At 53.7% G+C, this 26,751-nt stretch carries 27 protein-coding genes, 1 tRNA gene and 1 pseudogene; 20 read left to right on the forward strand and 9 right to left on the reverse strand.

The annotated features are described in order from the left end of the window. Window positions 1-117 precede the first annotated feature (117 nt). The 3 genes and pseudogenes from SIB66_RS06280 to SIB66_RS06290 all read left to right on the forward strand — a co-directional run bounded on the left by SIB66_RS06280 (window position 118) and on the right by SIB66_RS06290 (window position 3,089). Window positions 118-1,689: an NAD(P)H-quinone oxidoreductase subunit N gene (locus tag SIB66_RS06280; protein ID WP_063406242.1), complete on the forward strand. Its 1,572-nt coding sequence runs from the start codon at window positions 118-120 to the stop codon at window positions 1,687-1,689. Then, on the forward strand, window positions 1,682-2,377 hold the full coding sequence (locus SIB66_RS06285; protein ID WP_063406241.1) for an ABC transporter ATP-binding protein: 696 nt from the start codon (window positions 1,682-1,684) through the stop codon (window positions 2,375-2,377). The genes SIB66_RS06280 and SIB66_RS06285 overlap by 8 nt, the downstream gene beginning before the upstream one ends. 53 nt (window positions 2,378-2,430) lie before the next feature. Next, window positions 2,431-3,089: pseudogene (locus tag SIB66_RS06290) on the forward strand (response regulator transcription factor). A gap of 367 nt (window positions 3,090-3,456) precedes the next feature. Here SIB66_RS06290 and SIB66_RS06295 read toward each other — a convergent pair. The 5 genes from SIB66_RS06295 to SIB66_RS06315 all read right to left on the reverse strand — a co-directional run bounded on the left by SIB66_RS06295 (window position 3,457) and on the right by SIB66_RS06315 (window position 8,071). Beyond that, the gene (locus SIB66_RS06295; protein ID WP_236070214.1) at window positions 3,457-3,609 is read right to left on the reverse strand and encodes a hypothetical protein; all 153 of its coding nucleotides are present in this window, start codon (window positions 3,607-3,609) and stop codon (window positions 3,457-3,459) included. A 568-nt stretch (window positions 3,610-4,177) separates the two neighbouring features. Next, entirely contained in the window at window positions 4,178-5,149 is a 972-nt protein-coding gene (locus SIB66_RS06300) for a M23 family metallopeptidase (protein ID WP_063406240.1), read from the reverse strand. A gap of 51 nt (window positions 5,150-5,200) precedes the next feature. Continuing rightward, window positions 5,201-5,959, reverse strand: coding sequence for a biotin--[acetyl-CoA-carboxylase] ligase (locus SIB66_RS06305; protein ID WP_063406239.1), 759 nt, complete (start codon window positions 5,957-5,959; stop codon window positions 5,201-5,203). Next, on the reverse strand, window positions 5,946-7,142 hold the full coding sequence (locus tag SIB66_RS06310; protein WP_063406238.1) for an aminotransferase class I/II-fold pyridoxal phosphate-dependent enzyme: 1,197 nt from the start codon (window positions 7,140-7,142) through the stop codon (window positions 5,946-5,948). Before SIB66_RS06310 ends, SIB66_RS06305 begins: the two co-directional genes overlap by 14 nt. Window positions 7,143-7,267: 125 nt before the next feature. Then, entirely contained in the window at window positions 7,268-8,071 is an 804-nt protein-coding gene (locus SIB66_RS06315; RefSeq protein WP_063406237.1) for a PspA/IM30 family protein, read from the reverse strand. A 66-nt stretch (window positions 8,072-8,137) separates the two neighbouring features. On the opposite strand from SIB66_RS06315, the gene SIB66_RS06320 reads away from it, so the two are divergent. Continuing rightward, on the forward strand, window positions 8,138-8,680 hold the full coding sequence (locus tag SIB66_RS06320; RefSeq protein ID WP_063406236.1) for a DUF721 domain-containing protein: 543 nt from the start codon (window positions 8,138-8,140) through the stop codon (window positions 8,678-8,680). A 110-nt stretch (window positions 8,681-8,790) separates the two neighbouring features. On the opposite strand, the gene SIB66_RS06325 is transcribed toward SIB66_RS06320, so the two are convergent. Together SIB66_RS06325 and SIB66_RS06330 are read right to left on the reverse strand one after the other, a co-directional pair. Next, the gene (locus tag SIB66_RS06325; protein WP_063406235.1) at window positions 8,791-10,632 is read right to left on the reverse strand and encodes an ArnT family glycosyltransferase; all 1,842 of its coding nucleotides are present in this window, start codon (window positions 10,630-10,632) and stop codon (window positions 8,791-8,793) included. A 118-nt stretch (window positions 10,633-10,750) separates the two neighbouring features. Beyond that, on the reverse strand, window positions 10,751-11,710 hold the full coding sequence (locus SIB66_RS06330) for a DMT family transporter (protein ID WP_063406234.1): 960 nt from the start codon (window positions 11,708-11,710) through the stop codon (window positions 10,751-10,753). Between the two features lie 53 nt (window positions 11,711-11,763). Here SIB66_RS06330 and sppA point away from each other — a divergent pair, with 53 nt between their 5' ends. From sppA to SIB66_RS06395, 13 genes are all read left to right on the forward strand, one after another. Beyond that, window positions 11,764-12,576: a signal peptide peptidase SppA gene (gene sppA, locus SIB66_RS06335; protein ID WP_063406233.1), complete on the forward strand. Its 813-nt coding sequence runs from the start codon at window positions 11,764-11,766 to the stop codon at window positions 12,574-12,576. Beyond that, window positions 12,573-12,959, forward strand: coding sequence for a chorismate mutase (gene aroH / locus SIB66_RS06340; protein WP_063406232.1), 387 nt, complete (start codon window positions 12,573-12,575; stop codon window positions 12,957-12,959). The genes sppA and aroH overlap by 4 nt, the downstream gene beginning before the upstream one ends. 127 nt (window positions 12,960-13,086) lie before the next feature. After that, complete coding sequence (locus SIB66_RS06345) at window positions 13,087-13,677, forward strand: DUF2808 domain-containing protein (protein ID WP_063406231.1); 591 nt, start codon at window positions 13,087-13,089, stop codon at window positions 13,675-13,677. A 48-nt stretch (window positions 13,678-13,725) separates the two neighbouring features. Then, the gene (rpmH, locus tag SIB66_RS06350) at window positions 13,726-13,863 is read left to right on the forward strand and encodes a 50S ribosomal protein L34 (RefSeq protein ID WP_011825283.1); all 138 of its coding nucleotides are present in this window, start codon (window positions 13,726-13,728) and stop codon (window positions 13,861-13,863) included. Window positions 13,864-13,923: 60 nt separating this feature from the next. Continuing rightward, window positions 13,924-14,310: a ribonuclease P protein component gene (locus tag SIB66_RS06355; protein ID WP_063406230.1), complete on the forward strand. Its 387-nt coding sequence runs from the start codon at window positions 13,924-13,926 to the stop codon at window positions 14,308-14,310. Further along, window positions 14,307-14,714: a PH domain-containing protein gene (locus tag SIB66_RS06360; protein WP_011130738.1), complete on the forward strand. Its 408-nt coding sequence runs from the start codon at window positions 14,307-14,309 to the stop codon at window positions 14,712-14,714. Before SIB66_RS06355 ends, SIB66_RS06360 begins: the two co-directional genes overlap by 4 nt. 81 nt (window positions 14,715-14,795) lie before the next feature. Continuing rightward, the gene (gene yidC / locus SIB66_RS06365; protein ID WP_063406229.1) at window positions 14,796-15,932 is read left to right on the forward strand and encodes a membrane protein insertase YidC; all 1,137 of its coding nucleotides are present in this window, start codon (window positions 14,796-14,798) and stop codon (window positions 15,930-15,932) included. Next, window positions 15,929-16,459: a YceD family protein gene (locus tag SIB66_RS06370; protein ID WP_063406228.1), complete on the forward strand. Its 531-nt coding sequence runs from the start codon at window positions 15,929-15,931 to the stop codon at window positions 16,457-16,459. Before yidC ends, SIB66_RS06370 begins: the two co-directional genes overlap by 4 nt. Further along, window positions 16,456-17,946, forward strand: coding sequence for an AAA family ATPase (locus SIB66_RS06375; protein WP_063398359.1), 1,491 nt, complete (start codon window positions 16,456-16,458; stop codon window positions 17,944-17,946). The genes SIB66_RS06370 and SIB66_RS06375 overlap by 4 nt, the downstream gene beginning before the upstream one ends. Before the next feature lie 74 nt (window positions 17,947-18,020). Beyond that, window positions 18,021-19,298, forward strand: coding sequence for a serine--tRNA ligase (gene serS / locus SIB66_RS06380; protein ID WP_063406227.1), 1,278 nt, complete (start codon window positions 18,021-18,023; stop codon window positions 19,296-19,298). Window positions 19,299-19,317: 19 nt separating this feature from the next. Continuing rightward, on the forward strand, window positions 19,318-20,400 hold the full coding sequence (gene rseP / locus SIB66_RS06385) for an RIP metalloprotease RseP (RefSeq protein ID WP_063406226.1): 1,083 nt from the start codon (window positions 19,318-19,320) through the stop codon (window positions 20,398-20,400). Window positions 20,401-20,508: 108 nt separating this feature from the next. Continuing rightward, window positions 20,509-20,811, forward strand: coding sequence for a 30S ribosomal protein S14 (gene rpsN, locus SIB66_RS06390; protein WP_063406225.1), 303 nt, complete (start codon window positions 20,509-20,511; stop codon window positions 20,809-20,811). A 185-nt stretch (window positions 20,812-20,996) separates the two neighbouring features. Next, window positions 20,997-23,162: a polyribonucleotide nucleotidyltransferase gene (locus SIB66_RS06395; RefSeq protein WP_063406224.1), complete on the forward strand. Its 2,166-nt coding sequence runs from the start codon at window positions 20,997-20,999 to the stop codon at window positions 23,160-23,162. Window positions 23,163-23,178: 16 nt separating this feature from the next. On the opposite strand, the gene SIB66_RS06400 is transcribed toward SIB66_RS06395, so the two are convergent. Then, window positions 23,179-24,096: a 3'(2'),5'-bisphosphate nucleotidase CysQ gene (locus SIB66_RS06400; protein WP_063406223.1), complete on the reverse strand. Its 918-nt coding sequence runs from the start codon at window positions 24,094-24,096 to the stop codon at window positions 23,179-23,181. Window positions 24,097-24,120: 24 nt separating this feature from the next. Here SIB66_RS06400 and rsmI point away from each other — a divergent pair, with 24 nt between their 5' ends. Both rsmI and SIB66_RS06410 read left to right on the forward strand, forming a co-directional pair. After that, on the forward strand, window positions 24,121-24,990 hold the full coding sequence (rsmI, locus tag SIB66_RS06405) for a 16S rRNA (cytidine(1402)-2'-O)-methyltransferase (protein ID WP_063406222.1): 870 nt from the start codon (window positions 24,121-24,123) through the stop codon (window positions 24,988-24,990). A 43-nt stretch (window positions 24,991-25,033) separates the two neighbouring features. After that, window positions 25,034-25,261, forward strand: a complete 228-nt coding sequence (locus SIB66_RS06410) for a hypothetical protein (RefSeq protein WP_063406221.1) — start codon at window positions 25,034-25,036, stop codon at window positions 25,259-25,261. Window positions 25,262-25,297: 36 nt separating this feature from the next. Here the strand turns inward: SIB66_RS06410 and SIB66_RS06415 are convergent, their stop codons facing one another. Next, window positions 25,298-26,122, reverse strand: coding sequence for a hypothetical protein (locus SIB66_RS06415; RefSeq protein ID WP_063406220.1), 825 nt, complete (start codon window positions 26,120-26,122; stop codon window positions 25,298-25,300). Between the two features lie 67 nt (window positions 26,123-26,189). Between SIB66_RS06415 and SIB66_RS06420 the strand changes: the two genes are divergently transcribed. Next, window positions 26,190-26,263 (forward strand) — tRNA-Arg (locus SIB66_RS06420). The last annotated feature ends 488 nt before the right edge of the window (window positions 26,264-26,751 follow it).

Raw genomic sequence — 26,751 nt, forward strand, 5'->3', positions numbered from 1 at the left:
TAACCGTTCCAATCTTTATCGCACCGGCAAGCGAGCTGCATGATGCGATGTTCTCAATAAGGTATAGCAAGGCAGCACAGCTACAGTCACGCAAATTGGTCTGATCGTGCACGCGTCATGCCCGAAATGGGTGTATTTCTTCTCGCCACCCAGGCCATGGCAGCTCCAGGCGAGCTGCTCAACCTTGCACTGAATGCTGGTGCGATTGCCCCTGAAGGGGCTGTCCTCGTCGCAATGCTGGCGACCCTACTTGTGGACTTAGCCGGTGAGCAGGCTGCAGCCCGCTGGGTCCCTCCCATTTGTTATGCCGGCCTTGGCACAGCACTTGTGCTCCTCGCCCAGCAATGGAATGCCCCTCTGGAGTCCTCGTTCCTTGGAGCTTTTCTGGCTGACAACCTGGCCATTGCCTTTCGGGCCGTGGTGGCGCTCTCTACCTTGCTGTCACTACTGATCAGCTGGCGCTACGCGGAACAGAGCGGCACGCCAATTGGTGAATATGCCGCCATCCTTCTGGCCGCAACCCTCGGGGCAATGCTCCTTTGCGGCTCAACTGATCTTGTGAGCGTATTCGTCTCCCTCGAGACCCTCTCCGTGGCGAGCTACCTCCTGGCTGGCTACATGAAACGAGATGCCCGTAGTTCCGAAGCAGCACTCAAATATCTGCTGGTGGGCTCCGCCGCGGCAGCAGTATTTCTCTACGGCGCCTCTCTTCTCTACGGGCTCAGCGGCACCACCAGCTTGCAGGCTATTGGCATTGCTTTACTCGCCAGCCCTACTCCACTGGCCGCACTATCACTGGTCTTCGTACTTGCCACGGTGGCCTTCAAAATTGCTGCGGTGCCTTTCCACCAATGGACCCCGGATGTCTATGAAGGATCCCCAACTCCAGTGGTCGCATTCCTCTCAGTGGGGTCTAAAGCTGCTGGATTTGCTCTTGCACTGAGGTTGTTGGTTGGTTGCTTCGGTGCCTTCGACAACCAATGGAAATTGCTTTTCACCGTGCTTGCTGTGTTGAGCATGACCCTGGGCAACGTCGTCGCTCTGGCGCAGACATCAATGAAGCGAATGCTGGCTTACAGCTCCATCGGCCAGGCAGGATTCGTAATGATTGGCCTGGTGTGCGGAACGAAAGACGGCTTCGCTGCAATGGTTCTCTATATGGCGGCCTATCTATTCATGAACCTGGGAGCCTTTGCCTGCATCATCCTCTTTTCCATCCGCACGGGAAGTGATCGAATTTCTGACTATGCAGGTCTCTATCAGAAGGATCCGTTGATAACGCTTGGACTCAGCCTCTGCCTTCTTTCCTTGGGTGGCATACCTCCGATGCTCGGATTTTTTGGCAAGATCTATCTTTTCTTTGCTGGCTGGGCCGACCATCAATACCTCCTCGTCGTTGTTGGCCTAGTGACCTCCGTAGTGTCGATTTATTACTACATCTCTGTCATCAAAATGATGGTGGTCAAAGAACCAAAAGAAGCTTCCGATGTCGTGAAGTCCTATCCATCGATCCAGTGGTCAACGATTGGCATGCCTCCACTTCGAATAGCACTAGTGGGTTGCGTTGTTGTAACAGCCGTTGGGGGGATCCTTTCAAATCCTCTCTTTCAATGGGCGAACAATGCCGTAGCCGGCACGCCGCTTCTCCAAGAAGCCATAGCTCTAGGCAGCCAACGATCCATTGGCTAATCCAACCGCAAGCAGCACACCCGTAGCAGTGCTGAGCGATGTCAGCAAGCTCTACGGACAAGGAGCTGGAACAGTAAAAGCTCTAGACCATCTCAATCTGATGGTGTATCAAGGGGATTATTTAGCCGTGATGGGTGCTAGCGGCTCTGGCAAGAGCACAGCCATGAACATTCTCGGTTGCCTGGATCGTCCCACCAGCGGCAGCTATCGGCTCAACGGGGTAGCAGTCGAAGATCTCGATGATGACGCTCTGGCGAATCTGCGCAATCAAGAACTGGGCTTTGTTTTTCAGCAGTTTCACCTACTCCCTCAGGCCACAGCCCTTGAGAATGTAATGCTGCCAATGATCTATGCCGGGGTGCCTGCTGTCCAGCGAAGAGAGCAAGCTGAACAAGCTCTCGAGCGAGTAGGTCTCAGCAAACAAATGGGAAACCGCCCCAATCAACTCTCGGGAGGTCAGCAGCAGCGTGTTGCAATTGCCCGAGCAATTATCAACCAACCAGCTCTACTGCTAGCTGATGAACCCACGGGTGCACTTGACTCAAGAACCACAGAAGATGTTCTCAACCTTTTCGATGAGTTGCATCATCAGGGGATCACTCTGGTCTTGGTCACCCACGAAAACGATGTTTCCGAAAGAGCCGACCGAGTGGCGCGCTTCCACGATGGTCAAGTCGTTCGGGACTAGAGCGTTGAGCTGGCTGCTACTGATATTAGATCAATCAAAGAAGAACCAAGCCGATTCCCCTACTCCTAGAGCTTGATGTTGAGGGTTATGAGGTCAGCGTGGCGGAGGAGGGCGCCTCAGGATTGATCAAAGCTCGAAGTGATCCATCCCCAAACCTCATCATTCTTGATTGGAACCTACCTGATCTCACAGGTATCGATATCTGTCAACGTATTCGTTCTAGTGGCATTAAGACACCGAGCTTGATGCTCACAGGTCATGACGATGTCACCGATCGGGTCAAGGCACTGGATGCTGGAGTTGATGACTATCTAACCAAACCCTTCTCCATTGAAGAGCTCATGGCCAGATTATGAGCCATGCAACGCAGAGCAGAGCAATTCTCAGGAGACCTGGGCTCGAATATCTACCAGAGACAATACAAGTAGCGGACTTAAAGATGAACACAAGCACAAGGGATGTAACGCGCGACAATCGCACGATTCAACTTTCCGTAAGAGAATATGAGTTGCTACATCTTTCAATGATTGGAGCAGGAAAAGTTCACGAACGTGACGCCATTATGAAAGCCGTATGGGGAGAGGACTTCTTCGGAGATGATAATCTTCTAGACGTTTATATCCGCTATCTGAGCCAAAAGGTTGAACAAAAAGGTGCTGCTACTTTGATTCATACTGTTCGCGGGGCTGGCTTCATCCTTCGAGAAGAGTAATACATGCAAATCACCTTCGGCTTTTACAATGAAAATGTCTTAAGCCATATTCTTGTGGGGAAGGACTTCATTCCCTCGGCACATTTTCACAAAGGTCTTTTTCTTTGTAGAAGACTTGGGTATTATATCCGTAGAACAAATCTTCCTGCTTCCAGCCAGTATTCTCTAAGACCGATTAGCATGGATAGCTTTCAATTGGTTGCATTAAGATCAATCTTATCTTTTATTCAAATGTGCTGAATATCAAATTATCGAGCTTCATTTAGAGACGGAATCGCAGGCCAGCCTCAACTCCGAAAGCACCCGAAGTATCAGTATTGACATTATCAATTGTTTGTGGCGAAGCCTCACCATAACTAACTTGACCTTAGATATCAACTTCTTGAGAAGCTGCATAAGTCAAGCCAATGCCTCCACCGTAACCCCAGGCGATATCGTCAGCATTGTCTCCCCAGCTTTGACCACCACTAGCGTGAAGGTAAGGAGTCCGCTTGGGATTAGTGGGAATATCTAGAGCCAATCCTAAGCCAACACTCTAAAAATAGTTATTCTCATCAGAGTCATATTTATGACCATTCACGCTAAAGCTGTCTATATCATGCCATCTATGCGCAGATATATCAGCCAAGATAGACCCAAAGTCGTATCCAATGCTTATGCCGCCAGCAAAGACAGTACGCTCATCAGCAGATACACTTTGATGGCGAAGCTCTCCATCCACTATTTTACCTAAGCCTGTTCCAATCCATGTTTGGATGTAAGAACCTGATTGAGATTCACTTGCCTATTCTTCCTGTGCACTAACAGGTTAAACTGAGCCTATTAGAGGAGAGAGTAAAATTGCCGATGATGGCACTGAAGCTTTGATTATATTTTTCAATTTAGAATGAATGAATTTCAATTACAAGCGCTCATCTTACACTTTTCTCATGTCTGCAAGTTATTGCATAAAAGCGTGGCCTATGTGGGCTCTTGAATGGTATTTAACTGTTAGATTTTGCACAAATTGTATTCTCAATACTCAGAATTCCTCCATTGGGAGAGATCAAAAGATTTCTTTATCCTTCGCGAAGCAAGATATGAATTGATTAAGGCCGTTCGAGGCTCTCGATCAACTGACCGACCAACAGCGAAACCGGGTCGACACCTGAAGCCATGAGTGGATTGAGATCCAACTCACCGGGATCCATCGCAACCCAACCGCCACCCTGAGGGCGTCTCAATTCGAAATGGAGATGTGGACCAGTGCTTAAGCCGGTACTACCAACCCGACCAATCACCTCCCCTTGACGAACCCGCTGACCAGGCCGCAGATAAATCTCTGAAAGATGCCCATAAAGCGTGCGCCTGCGAGGAGCATCATGTTCCAGTTCAACAGCGATGCCATAGCCCCCAGCTAGGCCGCTACTGACAACAGTTCCCGTTAATGCCGCCACCACCGGAGCACCTTCTGGTGCGGCTAGGTCTTTACCCGCATGCATCAACCAACTGCCAATCACAGGATGCAAACGCATGCCGAATTCACTACTGGTAAAAGCCCTACCAATGATCGGGAAAAGAAGCTGACGATCTCCATTCCCTTGCAGGGGCTTTGGTCTCGGAGTCACCGCAAACACTGAAGCCAAGCTGAAGCCACTCCCAGAGCCTGCCAACAATGCCGAAACCGGAACCGTAAGCGGCCGCAATGGCCGACCGCCAGGACCACGGCGTAGCAAGCTGAACTGGGAACGACCTCGACGCCCCCTGGACCGCAGAGCAACGCCAGTGGCACATTCCTTGGCTGACAGAGCACCACTACGACAGGCTTGCTGCATCCGAGGCACATCGATCGTCAAACTCACCCCATGCCCCTCCAACTGTCGCCGTTCCGCTGAAGTGATCACCTTGTTGCGCTCCAGCTCTTCAAGAGATTGATCAAACCTTTGCGGCCGCTCAAGCTGACTAGCCTCACGCGCAGGCAACAACGGTGCTTGCCGAACCGCTTGAGCAACAGGATCCATTGGCTTGGCAAGGACAGGCACTGAAAGCAGCCATGCAGCAGCGAACCAGCGAAACGGCACCCGATCGGATCCTCAGACGAGAAAAACTATAGAAAAAGTCCAACTCAGTTATCACCAACGTGTCCAGCGCATGGTCCGAGAACCCTGGCTCAGCAAAAGCGACCCATCCAGTCCCAGTCCGATCACGTCCCAGAATTCACCACCCTTCGGATCACGAACCTGCTTTGTCCAGAGGCGTCGCTCAGCTTCGGCGCAAACCCAATCGGCTCGACCAGCCAAATCCATGGTTCGATCAAGAGCGCATAACACTTCTGCCATCCAGACCAGAGGCTGACACTGGCCGGATCGAAGCAACTCATCTAAGGCAATCCCTTCTCTGGGCACACGGTTGCAAACATTCAAACCAAGACCAATGCGTGCCAGTCTGACGCGACTGCCACGGTGCACCAATCGCGGCAAGAGACCAGCCAATTTACGGTCCCCCACCATCAAATCGTTAGGCCACTTGATACTCACGGGCACTCCCCGCAGCTCGAGCCTTTCAGCCAGCGCCACAGCCACCGCTACTCCAAAAATACCGGCAGAGCACTGAGCATCAAACCAGGGCAAAGCGGCACTGATCCAAACCCCACCGATCGGTGACTGCCAGACCCGACCACGCTGTCCCCTCCCATGGGTCTGGCGATCAGCAAACAAGGCCCGAGGCTGCTGAGCTGAACAAGGCTGCTGCTTCAGCCAACCAGACAACATCAACTCAGTACTTGCACAGACCGGCTGCCATCGCAACTGCCATGGCCTAGCGCCACAAGACTGCTTACGCCACAAACGGGCAACCGCAGCAGCACCAGTCCATGACTCAGATGTGTGCATGCCACCAAGGCCACATCCGGGCAACTGCCGCCTCCAAATCTTCCACCGGATGGACAAGGGCCAGGCGCAGCCAACCATCCCCGCCGGAACCAAAACCTGATCCAGGCGTCAAGGCAACTCCAGTCTGATCCAAAAGATCTGCTGCCAAAGTCTCATCGTTGTAGTTCTGCTGTTTTGCCCAGGCTGGAATCGGCAACCAAAGATAAAGCGCCATTGATGGACAAGGAGCATGCCAACCCAATGCATGGAGAGCTGCCAGGGTTCTGTCTCTGCGCTCCCGGTAAACCCCAAGAATCTCTTGAGGCCAATCTTGGGCATCGGTAAGGGCCGCTATGGCGCCTCTTTGTAAAGCCAAGGATTGGTTGAAATCCACGACACCCTTGAGCTCACGTAGGGCTGTAATCAAATGCTCAGCACCAATCGCAAAGGCCAATCGGAACCCCCCCAAGCACCAGGCCTTGGATAAGGAGAAAAACTCAATCCCGCATTCCCTCCAACCAGGACAACGCAACAGAGCTGGCGCCTCACCGTCCAGTGCCAAATCCACATAAGGATTGTCGTGAGCAACCACCACTTGATGACGGATGCCCCGATCCATGGCTTCCGCCAACCAGCTCTGTTCTCCTACCTGGGCTGTGGGGTTATGAGGAAACCCAAAAACCATCATCCGCAACTGGTCCCACTGACTTTTGCTTAAAGCCTTGAAGTCAGGTCGCCATTCCTGCTCCGGTCTTAGCAGCAGTCGTTCAATACGGGCATCGGCCAAAATCAACCCACCCCGATGTGAAGGATAAGCAGGATCCAAAATCAAGGCAGAATCCCCAGGATCCAAAACTGCCAAAGGCAGGTGGGCCGTTCCCTCCTGTGAACCGACCAACAACAACACTTCCCGATCTGGATCAACGCTGACACCGAAGCGCCTCTGACTCCATGCAGCGACCGCCTCCCGAAAGGGCCTCGTCGAAGCATGCAAGCAATAGGAAGAGCTCTCAGGTGCCCTTAGAGAAACTTCAATTGCCTCAAGTGCCACCACTGGAGGTGATAAGTCTGTGGACCCCAGTGACAAATCCAGCAGAGGCAAACTTTTAGGGCCTGAGTTGGCCAGGCGATAAGCCTGCTTACGGCGGTCATTGCGGTCAAAAACGCCACGACCCAATCTGCCTAGACGCCTTGAAGTCGCCATCAACGGAAAGCTAAAACTGTGTTTTGGTGATCTGTTACTACATCAAATAAGCAGCCGTTAAGAACTCCGCAAATGAGGCAAGACATCTTGCAGCGCAATGATCTGCCGATGAAATCCATCCCCTTTCAGAGCTTGTCGATGGCGCGCTTCAGTTCCTCCAACTCAGCATCCACCTCAGCCACCTTGACAGCCTCCACCTCTGGGCCATTGGCATCCTTACTCTTCTCAAGTGAAGACGTCTCCGCGGCGGGTAAAGCCACTGCCTCAGCCCCCCCTTCAAGACGCTGACGAAGAGCAGATAGTTCATCATCTATATCGTTCCCACCTTCCAGAGCAGCAAATTGACTCTCAAGATCAGCACCGGCGAGCTCAGCGGCAGCCTGACTACTGGCTTCCAAGGCCTGGACCTTGTCTTCCATGCGATCAAAGGCCGCCATTGCAGAGTTAGTGCCGAGATTGCCCACAGCGCTCTGTAATTGCTGCTGGGCCTTTGCTGCCTGTGCTCGGGCCTTGAGCATGTCCTTCTTGGTTCTGGCCTCGGCGATCTTGCCCTCAAGAGCCACTAGGCTTCGCTTGAGAGTCTCCACCTGCCCTTCCTGCCCCTTGAGCTGGTTGGTGAGCGCCGTAGAAGATTCCTGGAAACCCTTACGACGAGTAAGGGCTTCCTTCGCGAGATCCTCCTCACCCTTCTGAAGAGCCAGTTCAGCACGTTCGTACCAGGTTTTAACTTGACCCTCAGCCTGATCAGCCTGATTGCGAAGTCGCTTCTGACTGGCGATGGCCATAGCAACAGCCTGTCGCAACTTGACCAAATCGGCTTGCATGTCTGCAACCGATTGATCAAGGATCTTGACGGGATCCTCGGCCTTACTCACAAGATCGTTGAGATTGGCACGTAATAAGCGGCTTAACCGGTCAAAGAAGCCCATCGAGGCATTGAAAAGACCTCTCGGAGGCTAGCGAGCTGGAGCCAAGACTCCACTTAGGCTTTTGAGATGGCCATAGCTCCTGATCAGCAACGCAAACGGCTTGGTCGAGGAGAAGTGCTGCAAGAAGCGCCTCCCGCCCCAGTCATAGCCCTCTGCAACTGCCTTGAATCCATTAAGCGTGACTGGAAGCAACAAGGCTCCATGGCTGCTCTCTGGCAAGAATGGCCCCGACTGGCAGGCCCCCTGCTTGCTCCTCACTGCCGCCCACTCAACATTCGCCAAGGGGTTTTGATCATCGGCGCCAGCCATCCTCAGTGGAGACAGGCCCTGCTCTATAACCGCCCCCAACTCTTGGCAGCCCTGCGTGCCGCGGGCCATGACATCAAAGATCTACGCATTCAACAACACCACCCCGGAAGCACTCCAAAGCTGGAAAGTGAAGCCAGCATCTGGGCACGACATCCAAGCAGAATTGATGTTCATGGCATGGCCGCATGTCAGGCCTGCGGTAGTCCTGCCCCAGCTGGAGAAATGGCCCTCTGGGGACGCTGTGGTTTCTGTAGAAGACTGCAACTTGCTGACCCGCCCCAATCGGAGACCAACGCTTAAATCCTGCTCACGCACCATCCAAGACGTCTTGCTCGCATGGTGGTCCAAAAGCAAATGACAAGAGCAGGTCGAAGTAGCCACTTCATCCTGCAATTAAGACAACCAAAACATCAGAAACGCTCAGGTCTTGGTTGCCGCCAATCAGTTTGGAAACCTTCAGCTTTGAGCTGATTCGCTCGCTTCTCAAGAGTCCGGCGATCCAACCGCCAAACCCTATAGATCCCGAACTTGCCAAGCAGCTCAGGCTGAAGGTCCTGCCAATGCCTCCTCTGCGTTGTGCCCTGATCAATCACGACGAGAGCGGTTGAAGATCCCATGGGCCCCTCAATAGGCAGACCTGACCATCCCCTGCGCTCTTCTTCTCGTAATCGATCATCCAGGTTCACTAACGCACCCGCAGAGCGCCCCTCATAAACCACCACCTGATCGGTATAGAAGTGAAGTGAAGGTTTGATTGCCCCAACCATTACCAAGGGTTCGCGAGACTTCTGAGAAGCGACCAACAGTTGAGCAACGTGCCTTACAGGCAACTGGCGCACCTTGTCACCCAACGCCCACATCGGTAAGAACGAAAACAATTGGAAAGCAACCAATGGCCCTTGAAGGGCCAGCAATCGCCCAGGCCGTGGCCGCCAAGCCAACCAGATCCCAAGTAGCACCGAAAGGCTGAAAAAAACTGCTGCCCTGAGTACAAGACGACTAGCCAGCAGTTCTGCCGCAAGGGTGGGCATCTCCGGGTCATAAATCCATTCAACCCAGAACGGTGAAGCCCAAAGCCCTGCCGCTAACAATCCCGCCAAAACAACTGATCCGCCCCATGCCCAAACAAGACCTGGTCGCTGTTGAGGGGAAACACTTGCGGCCAATCCAATCAACAACGCGGCCGCCGGTGTCGCAGGCAACCAATAACTTGGCAATTTTGTGGCAGCGCAAGTGAATAGCAGCAACACAGCTAGCAGCCAACAGGCTGCAAAACTCTGCAGAGATCCCTCAGGCTCTTTCTGGCAAAGCGCACCGCCCTTTCTGACTGGAAAGACGGCCTGCAACAGCCCAAGGATCAGCAAGGGGGTAAATGGCAGGGACGCAACCACCAAGACAGGCCCGAAAAACCACCAGGGCTGTAGGTGACTATTGACTACTGATGTGAAGCGTTGAAGGTTGTGATAGCCGAAGAAGCTATCCCAAAAAGGTTGTCCCTCCACAAGCAATTCCGCCACATACCAAGGCAGGCTGATCAGGGCAGTAATCAACAAACCAGGCAGAGGGCGCAACCGCTGCCAAAGGCTGGCCAAATTCCACTGCAGCAAAGCAAATAGAACAAGCACCATGCCAGTCAGCACGACAGCCGCTGGTCCTTTGGTAAGCACTGCTAAACCCAAAACAAGCCAGGCCAACCACCATGGCTGGGTACTCGGGGCAGCAAAGCGGCGCCACTGCAGAAGCAAACTCACCCCCAAGGTGCTGCAAAACAAGGCATCGCTAACAGCAACCCGACTCCAGACCATGACCAGTGGCGAAAGAGCAAAGGCAAAGGCCACCGCAACAGCTGTTCGGCGTGGACAAGCGTCATCCTTCTGGGGCCAACACATCACAGTGTCACCAAGGGCCAGCATCATCACGACAGATGCAAGCGCAGAAGGAAGACGTGCCGCCCATGTCCCTAATGGGTCCCAGATCTCATGGCCGGGCAAGGCATAAATCAACCCCATTAGCCAATAAACCAGAGGAGGCTTGTCGAAGCGAGGCAGACCATTAACCCTCGGCGTCAGCCAATCTCCTGTAGTACTCATGGCACGACCTGCCGCGGCAAAGAGAGGCGGGGTTTCATCAACCAAACCAGAGTCTCCTAACTGCCAAAGGCATAGAGCCACCCCAAAAGCCAGGATCAGCAGCAGACCTCGACGCCGTTGAAGAGGAGACAGCAACACCGTCGCAGCAAACGTCAGCACCATCTAGTGATGGTGGCATCCCTGGCTATGTTCGTGACCAGACTCAATATCTTCTGAAGTGCCATAGCGGCAGGCCAGCAGAGTGGACCATCTCCATCCAAGCGCAAGGAACGAAATAACATCAGCCGATTTCCCTCGGCAACACATCCGAGTCCACTTCAACCGGTTCCCATAGTCGACGACGCTGACTCACAACAAGCACCGAAAACAGGACCAAAGCCACCCCGAACCATTGCAGAGGCTGAAGCCGTTCTCCTAGCCAAACGCCACCAGCAGCAAGGGCAAACACCGGTGTAAGGAATGCCAGGGTGCTAAAGCTTGTGAGCTCCTCCCGATTGACGAGCCAAAAGAACAATCCATAGGCCAGGGCACTGCCAAAAAAGCTGGCGTAGGCCATCAATCCCCAATCAAAGCCAGTCCAATCAGGCCACAAAGGCCATGTGCGATCAAAACTGTGCCAGAGCAGTAACGGCAAGCTGCCTAAGACCATGTGCCAACCAGTGACCGCAACGGGATCACTGCTACGGCAGGCATACCTGCTCAGCACTGTGCCTAAGGCCATGGCGATGGCTGCTGCGAGCATCCAGCCTTCCCCTTGCTCCAACAAACTGGAACCAGAGGCCTGTTCGCCTAGCAACCACCAATGGCGCAACAAATCCGGCGGGGCACCAAGGCAGATAATCCCGACCAAACCGAACATCAAACCCATCCAGCCAACTGGGTTGATGGACTCTCCAAAGAGGCTGCGTGCCAGCAGAGCTACCAGCAATGGCTGGGAGTCAATCAGCACCGATCCCATCCCTGCTCCGGTATAGGCCAAGCCCTTGACCAGGAACATTTGGAAAAGACATGCATCAACAACCGTAAAGACCAGGAACCAAATCCTGTCAGTTGAGGCGATAGCCCAGTGACGTCCCAGCGACGGCAAGGCCAGCAGGATGACAACTCCTGCTGGCAAAAGGCGCAGACAAGCGACGAGAAGCGGTCCGCCCGAAATCACCAGAGGTGTCATCGCAGCCATGGCCGTACCCCAAAGGGCAAAGGGCAGGACCATCAACAGCCAGTGCCGTATTGACAACATGAAGGCAACAAGCAGGTTCCTTTTTAAGATCCAATCCTCTACGAAGAAATTGAATGGGCTGGCTCTGGCGACGCAAATCTCGCCGAAGGATCGCACAGATCACCATTGACGGAGCAATCAGCGGTGCAACGCGCGAGCGGGTGCTGAAAGCGATCAAGGAAGTTGAAGAGAGAGAGTTTCCCGCTCTTCTGCTGCGTATCGACAGCCCAGGAGGAACTGTCGGTGACAGTCAGGAAATCCATGCGGCCCTGCTCAGGCTTAGAGAAAAGGGTTGTCATGTTGTAGCGAGCTTCGGCAATGTATCCGCCTCCGGCGGTGTTTATGTCGGGGTGGCTGCAGAAAAAATTGTTGCCAATCCCGGCACAATCACTGGCTCAATCGGGGTCATCTTGCGGGGCAACAACCTCTCCAAATTGCTGGAGCGAATCGGCATCCGCTTCGAGACAGTAAAAAGCGGCACCTACAAGGACATTCTCTCGCCTGATCGCGCACTCACAGCAGAGGAGCGTCAGCTACTGCAATCACTGATCGATAGCAGCTATGAGCAATTTGTGAACGCGGTAGCTGAAGGCCGCCATCTCAGTGCCGAAGAGGTGCGCAACTTCGCCGACGGCCGTGTGTTCAGCGGAGCTCAGGCCCATGATCTCGGACTCGTCGATGAGCTGGGAGATGAAGAACATGCTCGAAAACTTGCGGCCAAGCTGGCGGACCTTGATGAAGCCAACACCCAAACGCTCAAACTGGGACGCCCCAAAAAACGGTTAGCGGGATTTCTACCAGGCAGCAAACTCCTATCCAAACTTGCAGAGCTTCTCAACCTTGAGCTTGGCAACAGTGGTCAGGTGCTCTGGCTCTTTCTGCCATGACCACTTCCATCCCTTATGGAGGCCTCCACTTACACGGTCTCAGAGGTGCCACAACAAGCTCTGCCAACACGACCAAAGCCATCGAGGCAGCCGTCAGCGAGCTCGTGCAAGCGCTAATGCAACGCAATCGACTCAACCCTGCAGAAATCGTGTCCATCACGTTCTCTGTAACGGCAGACCTAAACGCCTGTTTCCCTGCAGCGATCGCGCGCCGTCAAGCAGGATGGGAGTCGATAGCACTGCTGGACTGCCAGCAAATGTATGTCGAGGGGGATCTCAAACGCTGCATCCGCATGCTTGCCCATGCCTGGCTGCCTTCAGATCAGCCCCCTCAACATCCCTACCTTGGCGAAACCGCGCTACTGCGTCCAGATCGATGCTGAATCACTTGCCGCACCAAAAGCTGCCAACTACTAGGCCGTCCTAGTCGTTGTGATTCATCGAGGAGAGCAAAGGAGAATCAATTTACTTTTAAGTGCCGGTGGTTAACAACACACCCGCTTTGATCTCATGGTTAAGCAGCTCTTCAGGCTTTGTATTCCAGGCACCCTTGCCTTAGGAGGCCTCACTGCCGGTTTGATCGGTTCCAGTGTGATGCTTGAAAGCATCACACCACCAAAGGCCAGAGCCCAGGCAACACCAGCGCTACTTGAATTTCGCTGGGAGAACTCTAAAGACTATAAAAAGCTCTATTACTGGCAAAGCTCAACCATCAGGCGTGACCGAGCAACCTATTACCTAATGCTGAAACCCAAGGACCGCAAAACTGCGATCCTCAAGCTAAGCATCTCTGTCCCTGACTATTTCGATGCAAAGATCAACCCGAACAAACTGAACCTTTGCCTTGTCAATCTAGGGGGCATGCTCTCACGCACCCGCTGCAAAGAAGAGGTTCCTGCGATTTTCGAAGTCTCTGAAGACCAAACAAGCATTGAAGTCTTCCCGGACACCCCCATCCCTACAGAAGGCACCTATGCGGTGGTCATGAAAATCTTTAACCCCGACCAACGTGGGATGTTCCAGTTCAATGCCCTTGCCCAAGCTCCTGGAGATGTGCCAATGGGCGGCTACCTTGGCAGCTGGCTCATTGACATCAACTGAACTGATAAGTTTGTCGACTGATAAAAGACTGTACGCCGTTCTCCTTCAATGACAAAAAGAACCTTTGGTGGAACCAGCCGCAAGCGAAAGCGCGTCTCAGGATTTCGTGTGCGCATGCGAACTCACACTGGTCGAAGAGTGATCCGCAGTCGCCGAAAACGTGGCCGCACACGTCTCGCGGTCTAATCCATAACACTGCGGGTCAATCACTCAAATCACGCCACTTCCTCAGGAAGCCAACCTCCAATGGTGCTGCCAGCATCAATGCGATTAAGGGGAAGTCGATGTTTTGAGCGCCTTCAGAAGTGGGGCTATCGCTTTTATGGAACTTCAATGGTGCTCCGTGTCATCGAAGCAGATCTCCAATTGCTCAAAGCACCCCATCGGCACCACAACTCCACGGCATGCCGTTGTGCCGTTGTGATCAGCAGCAAAGTGAGTAAACGGGCCGTCATTCGCAACCGTCTGCGTCGACTTCTGCACGATCACCTAAGAAGCAGGCTTGAGGTTGCACCCGAGCATTGCAATCACTGGGTGCTGATCAGCCTCAAGCCAGTCGCCTCCGCAATAGAGGCGTCTCCATTGCTAGAAGAATGCGACAGATTGCTCCATGAAGCAGGTTTGTTGTCATGATCACAACCTCAGAAGAGGTCTTCTATGAAGGAGGCCCCGCTCAAAGCGATCTCATCATCAACCTATTGATGGGGCTAACTCTGATTGGCCTTCCTTTCACCATTGGGGCGGTGATTCGAGCGTTGTGGCTGCGCTTTCGCATTACCAATCGACGCGTTTCGGTGACTGGGGGATGGCTGGGACGCGATAAGACCCAAGTCGTGTATAGCCAAATCAAGGAGGTTCGCTCAGTGCCCCGTGGCCTGGGCTCCTGGGGCGACATGGTACTGGTACTCAACGATGGTTCAAGACTTGAGATGCGCTCTTTACCTAGCTTCAGAGAAACCGAGAAATACATCAATGCACGGATTAGCGCCCGCAGGGCCAAAGGTTCACCCCAGGATCTAAAGGGCTTTGCGGCTTAAATAGCTCCTAGCGTGTAACCCAGCCATATAGGTGCTGATGCACACTGGCATCACAGTTCCATCCACCCTCAGCAATCGATCGTGATCGGGTACATCTCCGACAACATTCTGCTCCCGATCCTGGATTTCTTCTACGGATTAGTGCCGAGCTATGGCCTCGCCATCGTCGCCCTCACAGTGGTCATCCGATTAGCACTGTTCCCCTTAAGTGCTGGATCCATTCGTAGCGCTCGTCGCATGCGGATCGCCCAGCCGGCCATGAAGAAGCGCCAGGATGAAATCAAGAGCCGTTATGCCAAAGACCCTCAGAAGCAACAGGAGGAACTAGGGAAAGTCATGAAGGAGTTCGGCAACCCCCTCTCAGGGTGCCTACCCCTATTGGTACAGATGCCAATTCTCTTCGCCCTGTTTGCAACCCTTCGAGGATCACCTTTTGCTGATGTGCCTTATTTGGTGAACCTCAAGGTGCTGCCTAGCGACCAAATTGCAGCCATTGAACCCAAGCCATTTACCAGTAGCAAGCATTCGATTTTCATCAGTGAAACCAAACATTTCCCAGTCATTGCGTCTCTGCCAAGAGGCACAAAATTAGGAGTTGGAGACAAGGCCCAAATCAAGCTGCAAACGCTCACTGGCGAAAGCTTCACAAGCAGGCTTTCTGGCGTAGAAGGTGGAACCAAGTTCACGCCAACCTGGAGCGTCACCAAGGGGGATGATCTTGTCAAGGTGTCGGCCGATGGCACTGTCCAGGCTTTGGCTGAAGGCGATGCCACTGTTCAAGGCAAAATTCCTGGCCTTGCTGCCCAAAGTGGCTTTCTATTCATTAAGGCCCTTGGTCAAGTTGGTTTCTACGTCGATGGGGAAATCAACTGGGATATCGCAATTCTGGTTGGTGGTTTCGGCTTGACGCTTTTGGTTTCGCAGATCCTGTCCGGCAGGGGGCTGCCTGCGAACCCTCAACAATCAACAGCCAACAAGATCACGCCAGTGATGATCACTGGCATGTTTTTGTTCTTTCCACTACCAGCAGGTGTATTGCTGTATATGGTGATCGCAAACATCTTTCAAGCAGGTCAAACTTTTCTGCTTAGTCGTGAAGCCCTACCTGAGAACCTGCAGAAAATCCTCAATGACCAGCAATCCAAACCTGCTTTAGCAACAGAAGCCATCGGTGGATCAGATCGCCTTCCCTTTGAACCTAAAAAACGTAGTAAATGATCCCAGGGCTCCAACCAATTTCATTGCAAGACCTGAAAGCCTTGGCTGCTCCTCGACACTGGTCGATCGAGGGACATCTGGATGAGATGGCCTCTCTCACTCCATTGAGAGGCAGCATCAGCGCCGAGCATCAAGGCAGCATTCTTGAAGTGAAAGGGAAATTCCAAACCATCGTCACCCTCTGCTGTGATCGATGCCTAAGCGAATTCAATCAAAACCTTGCTTGTAATACCGAAGAACTGATCTGGCTGAAGGGCAATGGTCCAAACCCAAACGAACTCACTGGCTCGAGCCATTGCGAGGATATGGATGCACTGATGGAGTGCCTTGACCCTCTTGGCAGCTTTGACCCAGAACGTTGGGTTTTCGAACAACTGAGTCTGCAGATGCCTTTAGTCAAGCGTTGTGGGGCCGATTGCCCCGGTCCAGCTCAACTGCAGCCCTCAGCCCAAACCACTGCCGTGAAACCTGAGGGAACTGATCTCGATCCACGCTGGGCAGCTTTACACAAACTCACCTCGCCATGACGAGCTGGGATAACCACCTGGATCTACTAATCAGAGCCAGAACACCTCTCCTTTGGATTCGCAGCAGCGAAGAGGAGCGTGTTGAAGTGCTGCTTGAACAAGCCGCAAAACGACTACAGCCCCGTCGCCTTGCTAGCTGGGATTTTATTGGCGGCCTTAAAGGCGTGCTTAACGAAGAAGGGCTTGGGGCACGTCAACCGATGGCCGTCCTTCAATGGCTGCAACAACTTGATGCAAGTAGTCCAACCCTATTGCTAGTCAAAGATTTTTATCACTTCTGCGAAGACGCTGGTATCGCACGCATGTTGCGCAACTTGTCGGTTCACTTGCGCCATCAACCCCACACTGTGGTTCTCTGCTCAGGGCCATGGACTCCGCCCAGCGATCTTGATGATTCCCTGACCATTCTCGATCTACCTCTGCCGCAGGAACCAGAACTGCGAACACTGCTGGAGAACATCGCCCAGGCAAGCGGCTCCCCCCTTTCAGCCGACGTTTTAGAAGAGCTAACCCACGCTTGCAGCGGCCTCAGCGAAATGAGGGTGCGTCAGGTAGCAGCCCGAGCCCTAGCACAGCGGGGCAAACTAGGTTGGGCAGATCTCGCCGAGGTGCTTGAGGAAAAGCGTCAGACCGTCGCCCGCAGTGAGGTTTTGGAGTACTGCGTTACAGAAGCCTCGCTTGCCGACATAGGCGGCCTCGATAGCCTTAAGGGTTGGCTGGAGCAACGCCATCAGGCATTCTCCGACGAAGCTCGTCACTTTGGCTTGCCACTGCCCCGCGGCGTTCTACTGATCGGCCCCCAAGGCACAGGCAAATCGCTCACCGCCAAGGCCATCGCCCACAACTGGTCGATGCCACTGCTTCGCCTCGATGTAGGCCGCCTATTTGCCGGGCTAGTGGGTGCTAGCGAGGCACGTACCAGAGAGACGATCCAGCGGGCAGAAGCCATGTCTCCATGCGTTCTCTGGATCGATGAGATCGACAAAGGTTTTGGTGGTGATGCCCGAAGTGATGGCGGCACCAGTCAACGTGTCCTTGCCAACGTGCTCACCTGGATGGCGGAGAAAACCTCCGCGGTCTTTGTCGTCGCTACCGCTAATGGCGTAGAACGCCTACCTGGAGAGCTTCTGCGCAAAGGTCGTTTCGACGAAATCTTTTTGCTTGACCTGCCATTCAGCGAGGAACGCCGCAACATCCTTGAGCTCCATATACAGCGACGAAGACCAAACTTAAACCTGCCCCTGGCTGCGGTCATCGATCGAAGCGAAGGCTTTTCAGGTGCCGAACTCGAACAGACTGTGATTGAGGCCATGCACTTGGCCTTCGCAGAACGCCGAGAACTTGGAGAGACCGACTTAATTCTTGCTGCCAGCCAACTGGTGCCGCTCTCCCGCACAGCCCGAGAACAACTCAACGCCCTTAAGGAATGGGCCGCTAGCGGAAGGGCCCGAGCAGCATCTTCTGTTGCTTCCAATCTCGCAGGCTGAATAGGCGTAACCAAACAGGATTCATTTGCTGGGCCAACAACACTTAGGCTGCCCGCGCTGAATTCAAAACCCTCGTGCTTGACCAGCGCCTGGTGCGGGACAACCCCGACCTGATTGCCAAAGAACTGGGCCGAAGGGGCATGACGTTAGATCTAACGGGCCTACAACTGATCGCCCAGCAACAAAGAAATCTCGAGGAACAGCGCAGCCGCCTCCAGGCAGAAGGAAATCGGATCGGCAAGGAAGTCGGTCAACGGATCCAGCGGGGAAGCGACCCAAAAGCCAGCGATGTGGCAGAACTACGACAGCAAGGCAACCTAATCAAGCAAAAGGTGGCTGTTTTAGAAGAGGAGGAGAAACAACTATCAGCCCGATTGCGAGAGCAACTGCTGAGCTTGCCAAACCTGCCCTCCCCTGATTGTCCTGAAGGACGCGACGAGAACGACAACCAAGAAAGACACCGTTGGGGTAAGCCACGTGAAGGGAAAGACCTTCTGGAGCACTGGTCAATTGCCGAGCAGCTCAAACTTTTCGAAACAGAACGCTCTGTACGGATTGCCCAAAGTCGCTTCGTCACCCTGATGGGTCAGGGCGCACGACTGGAACGAGCACTCATCAACTTCATGCTCGATCTTCATACCTCAAAGGGATATCGAGAAGTGATGCCTCCGGTACTGGTGAATACCGCCAGCCTTACGGGCTCTGGCCAGCTGCCAAAATTCGCCGAAGAAAGCTTCCGCTGCGCTGAAGACGACCTCTGGCTAACACCAACTGCAGAGGTGCCGGTGACATCTCTGCACCGCGATGAAATCATCCCCGCTGACCAACTGCCACTGCGATACGCCGCTTACAGTCCATGCTTTCGCCGCGAAGCTGGCAGCTATGGACGAGACACCCGTGGCCTGATCCGGCTGCATCAATTCAACAAGGTGGAGCTCTATTGGTTCGTCCATCCAGACCATTCGCAGGCTGCCCACGCTCAGATCACAGCCGATGCCGAAGCCGTGCTGCAGGCCTTGGAATTGCCCTACCGGGTGATTGAACTTTGCACAGGTGATCTAGGGTTTTCTTCCTCACGCACCTACGACCTCGAAGTCTGGCTACCAGGAGCAGGCGCCTTCAGGGAAATTTCAAGTTGCAGTATCTGTGGAGACTTCCAAGCACGGCGATCTGCTATTCGCACCAAAGACGAAAAAGGTACCCGACTCATCCACACCCTCAATGGCAGTGGTCTGGCGGTCGGACGCACCATGGCTGCCCTTCTCGAAACAGGCCAGCAATCTGATGGGAGTGTCCTGCTCCCCAAGGCACTTGTGCCTTATTTCGGCAACGATCGACTAGAGCCACAATGAACCAATTACTAGAAGCTGAATGAACGTTTTTGCGGCGCTGACGGTTCTAGCCCTGCTGATCATCATTCATGAAGCTGGGCACTTTCTTGCTGCCACTGCTCAGGGAATCCGTGTGAATGGATTTTCGATCGGGTTTGGACCGGCGCTGATTAAACGACAACGAAGGGGTGTCACATATGCGTTGCGAGTTTTGCCTTTAGGGGGCTTCGTTTCATTTCCGGATGACGACGAAAATAGTGAAATCCCCCCTGATGATCCCGACTTACTACGCAACCGGCCTATCAGACAACGAGCCCTGGTGATCTGTGCAGGGGTCATGGCCAATCTTCTGCTGGCATGGCTGGTGCTAATGGGCCAAGCGGTCATGATCGGGCTGCCAAGCCAACCTGATCCAGGTGTCATCGTTGTAGCGGTTCAACCTGGAGAAGCCGCTGCTGCTGCAGGGCTAGCCGCTGGCGATCGAATCCTCAGCATGGATGGCAACGAGCTAGGGCGAGGTCAAGAAGCGATCCAGGCCCTGGTGAGTCAAATCAAAGAGTCACCAGGCAGCAAAATTCACCTGGACACAGTCCGTTCGGGTCAACTCAGCAAGATTGTGCTCATCCCCGCTGAGCAACAAGGCAATGGCAGGGTGGGCGCCCAATTGCAGGCCAACGTCACAGGCAAAACCCGCCGGGCCCAGGGCCCCGGAGAGGTTCTGAACCATGTTGACAGCCAATTCATTTCCCTACTCAGTCGAACCGTTAAGGGCTATTCAGGACTCATCACCGATTTCGCAACCACAGCCCAACAAGTCAGTGGTCCTGTGAAGATTGTCGAAATGGGCGCCCAGCTAACCAGCCAAGGTAGTTCTGGCCTAGTGCTCTTCGCGGCATTGCTTTCGATCAATCTCGCCGTACTCAATGCCATTCCGCTACCCCTACTTGATGGCGGCCAACTGTTGCTACTGCTATTAGAAGGCGTGCGTGGGCGACCAATTCCGGAGCGAATCCAAATGGCTTTTATGCAATCAGGCTTTTTTTTATTAGTAGGTCTCAGTGTGGTGCTGATCGTTCGCGACACCACTCAACTATCGGTTGTGCAACAGCTGATCGGTCACTGATCTTCCCTATTTGCAAGAGCCTGAGCAGCTGAAAACTGGGCAAGCAAAACAATTACAGCAGTTGGAAGGTAAAGTTCGTTATCGACCCTCGCGCTTCAAACCTGCCGCATGGCTAAAAAGTCAATGATCGCCCGTGATGTAAAGCGCAAGAAGATTGTTGAGCGCTACGCAGCCAAGAGAGCGGCTCTAATGGCAGCATTCGATGCAGCCAAGGATCCAATGCAACGTCTTGAGATCCACCGCAAGATTCAAGCTCTCCCGCGCAACAGTGCTCCAAGCCGCATCCGCAATCGTTGCTGGGCCACAGGAAAGCCAAGAGGCGTCTATCGCGACTTCGGGCTATGCCGCAACCAGCTGAGAGAAAGAGCTCACAAGGGCGAACTTCCTGGAGTCGTTAAGTCCAGCTGGTAACTCTCAAACCATTTCTGCATCTATAGGAGTAGAGAGCTCTTACTCATTCACAAGAGGGATTGAAGTCATCCATCCCTCTTTTTTATTGCTTAGCAACTGAAGCAACAGGAATCAATTCCAAAATTCCACGAAAGTTGACTCGGCAAAGTGCCAGTATGGTGCTTGACAAAAAAACATAAGAGAACGTGCAAGGTCAGACACAGTCGATCTCCTTTGATGGTCGGGAGATTCGGCTGACCACAGGGCGATATGCCCCCCAGGCCGGTGGTTCAGTGATGATTGAATGCGGCGACACCGCCGTCCTGGTAACCGCCACCAGATCGACAGGCCGCGAAGGCATCGATTTTCTTCCCCTGATTTGCGACTACGAGGAGCGGCTCTATGCAGCTGGCCGCATTCCTGGCAGTTTCATGCGACGTGAAGGACGCCCGCCAGAGAGAGCCACACTGATCGCTCGTCTAATCGACCGCCCCATGAGGCCCTTATTCCCTAGCTGGATGAGGGACGACCTTCAGATCGTGGCAACATGCCTCTCTCTCGATGAACGGGTTCCAGCAGATGTGCTTGCCGTTACGGGAGCTTCCATGGCCACCTTGCTAGCAGGCATCCCCTTCCAGGGGCCAATGGCTGCAGTAAGGGTAGGGCTTCTCGGTGATGATTTCGTTCTGAATCCCAGCTATCGAGAAATCGAACGTGGCGATCTCGATCTCGTGGTAGCTGGCACCCCAGATGGGGTTGTCATGGTTGAAGCCGGTGCAAACCAGCTGCCAGAAGGGGACGTCATCGAAGCCATCGACTTTGGCTATGAAGCCGTCTGCGAATTAATCAAGGCACAGCAATCAATCCTCAAGGATGCAGGGATTAAGCAGGTAGAGCCGGAACCCCCCACTCAAGACACCAAGCTGTCGACTTATCTGGAAAAAAATTGCAGCAAGAGCATTGGGGAAGTGCTTAAGCAATTTGAGCAGACCAAAGCTGAACGCGATAGCAAGTTGGATGCCATCAAAGCGAAAACAGCTGAAGCCATTGACAGCCTCAAAGAAGACGATGCTGTTCGCAAGTCAGTGAATGCCAACAGCAAACTCTTGAGCAACAACTTCAAGGCGCTCACCAAAAAATTGATGCGTGAGCAGATCATCAAACAAGGCAAACGCGTCGATGGTCGCAAGCTCGATGAGGTCCGCACCATCACTTCCGCCGCAGGCGTGCTGCCAAAACGCGTGCACGGATCCGGACTCTTCCAACGCGGACTCACCCAGGTGCTGTCCACCGCCACCCTGGGCACACCCAGTGATGCCCAGGAGATGGATGACCTCAACCCTGGACCTGAGAAGACCTATCTACACCACTACAACTTCCCCCCCTATTCCGTTGGCGAGACACGTCCCATGCGATCGCCCGGGCGCCGTGAGGTAGGCCATGGTTCCCTCGCTGAACGCGCCATCATTCCAGTACTGCCTCCCAAGGACACCTTCCCTTACGTGCTCAGGGTGGTGAGCGAAGTCCTGAGCTCCAATGGGTCCACCTCGATGGGCTCGGTCTGCGGCAGCACCCTGGCCCTCATGGATGCAGGTGTTCCACTGAAAGCTCCAGTCAGCGGAGCCGCCATGGGCTTGATCAAGGAAGATTCCGAGATTCGTATCCTCACTGACATCCAGGGAATCGAGGACTTCCTCGGTGATATGGACTTCAAGGTGGCTGGAACAAAAGATGGCATCACGGCCCTGCAGATGGACATGAAGATCACCGGCCTTCCGGTAAAAACCATTGCAGAAGCTGTCAATCAGGCCCGCCCTGCCAGGATCCATATCCTCGAGAAGATGCTGGAAGCCATTGACGCTCCCAGGACTAGCCTCTCTCCCCATGCCCCGCGCCTGCTGAGCTTCAGAATCGATCCAGAACTGATCGGCACAGTGATTGGACCTGGTGGTCGCACAATCAAGGGCATCACAGAACGCACGAACACCAAGATCGACATTGAAGACGGTGGCATCGTCACGATTGCTTCTCATGACGGGGCTGCTGCAGAGGCAGCCCAACGCATCATCGAAGGACTCACCCGCAAAGTAAACGAGGGGGAGGTGTTCACCGGAACCATCACAAGGATCATTCCGATAGGGGCTTTCGTAGAGATCCTGCCCGGCAAAGAGGGCATGATCCACATCTCCCAGCTTTCAGAGGCTCGCGTGGAGAAGGTCGACGACGTCGTGAAAGTAGGTGATGAGGTGACAGTACGGATACGAGAGATTGACAATCGTGGCCGTATCAACCTCACACTCAGAGGCGTGCCTCAGAACGGCGAAGAGACTCAATCACAGCCAGCTCCAACTCCTGTAGCCCCTCTCAACTGATGAGCTTCAGGTCAATTCAAACCTGAAAGCCTGGGTCGATCTCTTGCATAGCCCGCGCCGCTGCTTCACAAAGCTGGGCGTGGGCGAGGCCATGGCTGGCGATCAAACATCCGGCCTGACGCACATCACCGCTGTTGTAAGCAAGCTGGCGTCCATCAGCATGAGTGAAACATCCCCCTGCAGCCATCAGCACCGCCTCTGGAGCCGCCATATCCCAGTCTTTTGGAGCACTACGACCTGAAAGAGAGACATACAGATCTGTTTCTCCGCGCAAAATCGTGGTTACTTTGCAACCCACACTGCCCACAGCCTTGCTACCACCAAGAGCAAGACTCTCTAGCAGCTGTTCAAGCCTATTGTCGCGGTGGTTGCGACTCGCTACCAGCATCAACTCACCAAAAGCCTGGCGCTGACTAAAACGCACTGGCGAACGTTGTCCCTGCCGGTCTTCGCACCAGGCACCAGAACCGATCACACCGAACCAAAGCTCCTCGGCTTCTGGCAGGAGTACCACGCCAAGCACTGGGCGTTGACCATGCACCAAGGCAAGATGCACGGCGTATTCACCTGTGCCCTGCAAGAAGTCCTTTGTGCCATCCAAGGGGTCAAGGATCCACAACCATTCCGCCGCTAGGGGTTCGCCTGCAGTGAGTTGCTCCTTTGCCGTCTCCTCACTCAATAAAGTCCAATCTGCCAAGGGGAAATTCGCCTCTAAGCCATCCAGAAGCCAACGGTTCACCGCAAGGTCAGCTGCAGAGACAGGCCCCTCACCACCATCGTCAACATTCAGAGCCTTAGAAAATCCATGCGGTGGCTGTTCTCCCCGGGCATAGGCCAGCAGGATGTCTGCAGCACCCCAGCTCAATCGCCTCAATTGCGGCAACAAAACCTCCAGGTCCACACCAACAGGGAGAAGAGGTGGGTTCGGCATCATGAATAGACACGTGCAAGCCTCATTTTGAGTCAGCGAGAGGAACCAGCCCCAGGGGTGCTCTATGTGGTTGGGACGCCCATTGGTCACCTCGGAGATCTCTCACCCCGAGCACGCTCTGTGCTCACGAATGTCTCGGCCATCGCCTGTGAAGACACACGCCATAGCGGCTATCTACTCAACGGCCTGGGCGCTCAGAGTCAACGCATCAGCTTCCACCAACACAACACCAAATCTCGCCTCCCGCAACTGCTTCAACTACTCAACGAAGGGAAAAGCCTGGCTTTAATCAGTGATGCCGGGCTGCCGGGCATCAGCGACCCCGGCGAACAACTTGTTGCAGCCGCTAGGGCAGATGGGCACCAGGTGATCTGTATTCCCGGCCCCTGTGCAGCAACAACAGCATTAGTAAGCAGCGGACTTCCTTCTGGCCGCTTTTGTTTTGAAGGTTTTCTAGCCTCCAGGGGCAAGGAACGGCGGCAGCAGCTGGCAGCGGTCGCCAGCGAGACCCGAACAACCGTTCTTTACGAGGCACCACACCGGCTGGTGCAACTGTTGAAAGAATTGGCGCAACTTTGCGGGGATGAGCGGCCCTTACAGGTGGCCAGGGAACTCACCAAACGCCATGAACAACAAGTAGGGCCAACGATCGCAGCAGCCCTTCAGCATTTTCTTGAACACAAGCCTCTAGGGGAATGCACTCTTGTCCTAGGAGGTGCTCCAATCTCAGGACCAGATCAGCAAAGTGACGCGCATTGGCGAGCGGAATTGGCAGCGTTGATGGCCAGTGGCGCAAGCGCCAGTGATGCTGCTCGACAACTCGCTCATCAATCAGGGCAATCCAGAAGGGCTCTCTATGCCCTGCTCCACCAAAAGGTAGAAAACGAGAGCGAGTGAACTCCTAGAAAGGTCAAACTAAGAGAACCATCGAAAATACATCATGGTGTTACGGCTGCGACTGCTAACAAGCAGTTTTCTCAGCGGCGGGTTGCTTTTGATCGTGCTCTGCCTAGGAGCCCAAAACCTTACTGATCGCCACAGTCTCAGGCTGGGCAATGCCAAAAGCGCAGAGCTCCCCACAGGTTTTCTGGTAGGGATGTCAATCGTCGCAGGTGTGATTAGTGGCGGTAGTACAGCCGCTCTGCTGCTGCCCAAGCCAAGAGCCTGAACGCCTCTGACTCTGAAGCGGCGAATCACGAACCTTTCAGACCGATGGGGCTGGAGCATCAAGGGCAATCAGTGAACCCTCCAACACCAAACGGGTGATGCCGCGAGCCAATAGATAGGAGGTGGTGAGCTCAAAAACGCTTGTGTCAGGTACCTTGATCACCCTTTGACTACGTCCACACTGACGTTTGGCAGAACGGGGATTCGCAAACAAACAAAGAGCCCGTCTTTCTTGATCATCATTGGCTAGAACACCCAACTCTGAAAACTCCTTCAGCGGGCGTGCATCAAGTTCAACTGTCTTGTCGACAAGCATATAAACACTGCTAGGTAACAAGCCAGGCAAGAGAGGCTCACATTGAACCGTTGGACGATCACTGAAATCAACAGAATCTGTGACTAAAGGAACCAGCTCGCGAAACACCTCGGACTCAGGGAGATCGCCCATGTCCGCCTCGAGATGATCATCTTCGCTCGAGTCCTCTTCTGGATCATGACCAAAGTCATCGGCATCATCGAGAGCAAGAACACCTGCAGCTTCGTCGTCCAACGCGAGCTCATCCACGTTCCCGTCTTCAAGCTTCATCTCTTCAGGGGAAGTCAGCGTCGTTGAGCTCGACGCCGATTGATCCTTAACGCTTGCTGCTTCAACATTAGAGAAAGGCTTAGGGATGGCACCACGCTGGGCACGAGAAGCCTTCACCGCGACGTAGTCCTTCTCTGAAAGCAGTGTTTTAACGGTGCGAGTGACAGTATTAGGGCTGCAGCCGTAAGCCTTGGCAAGGCTTGCTGTGGCATCACCTGCCCTGTAACGCTCCACAAGCTCAGATTTCTGGCTGTCGCTGAGCCGGCTGGCCGCCATCGAATGCAAGTTCGCAGCGCCTAACCATAAGCGGCCAACGCAACAATGACTGTCAAAATGATCTAGTGCTCCCTTAGCTCAGCTGGATAGAGCAACTGCCTTCTAAGCAGTCGGTCGATGGTTCGAATCCATCAGGGGGCGTCTTAAAAAACCAGGCCGACAAAGACATCCCGAGAAGAAACCGAAACGCTTGAGTCGACTTGATGCGTCAAATCGCATGCATTTTGCAAACGGAAATGAAAACGCATGGCCAGCGCTGATCATTAAAACCCAGTCACACCAGGCATTCTCGAGCACAGATTCATCTGCCTTCTAAGCAGACGGTTGATGGTTTGAATCCATCGGGGTGCGTGCAGTCAGAGGGGACGAGTTGAAGAATTCTCCAACCTCACCTCAGCTTTTTGGCAATGAGCGCGCTTAATTTTTACTTTAGTGAAAATCTATGCATTATTTAGCGGATAACATCTTCTATCTCAGCTCGGCACTAGCGAGCCCCGCAGCGCTGCAATTTAATGATATTCTGTACTTCAGCTGATGATTGCTAGAGGAGTTGTTCTTTTGAGTTAGCAAAAGCCTTGAGCGCATGTTCCTTTATTCTGTTCGTAGCACTTCAAATTACCTAGCGAACA

This window comes from Prochlorococcus sp. MIT 1318 (assembly GCF_047304505.1).
GTDB classification, from domain to species: domain Bacteria; phylum Cyanobacteriota; class Cyanobacteriia; order PCC-6307; family Cyanobiaceae; genus Prochlorococcus; species Prochlorococcus marinus_D.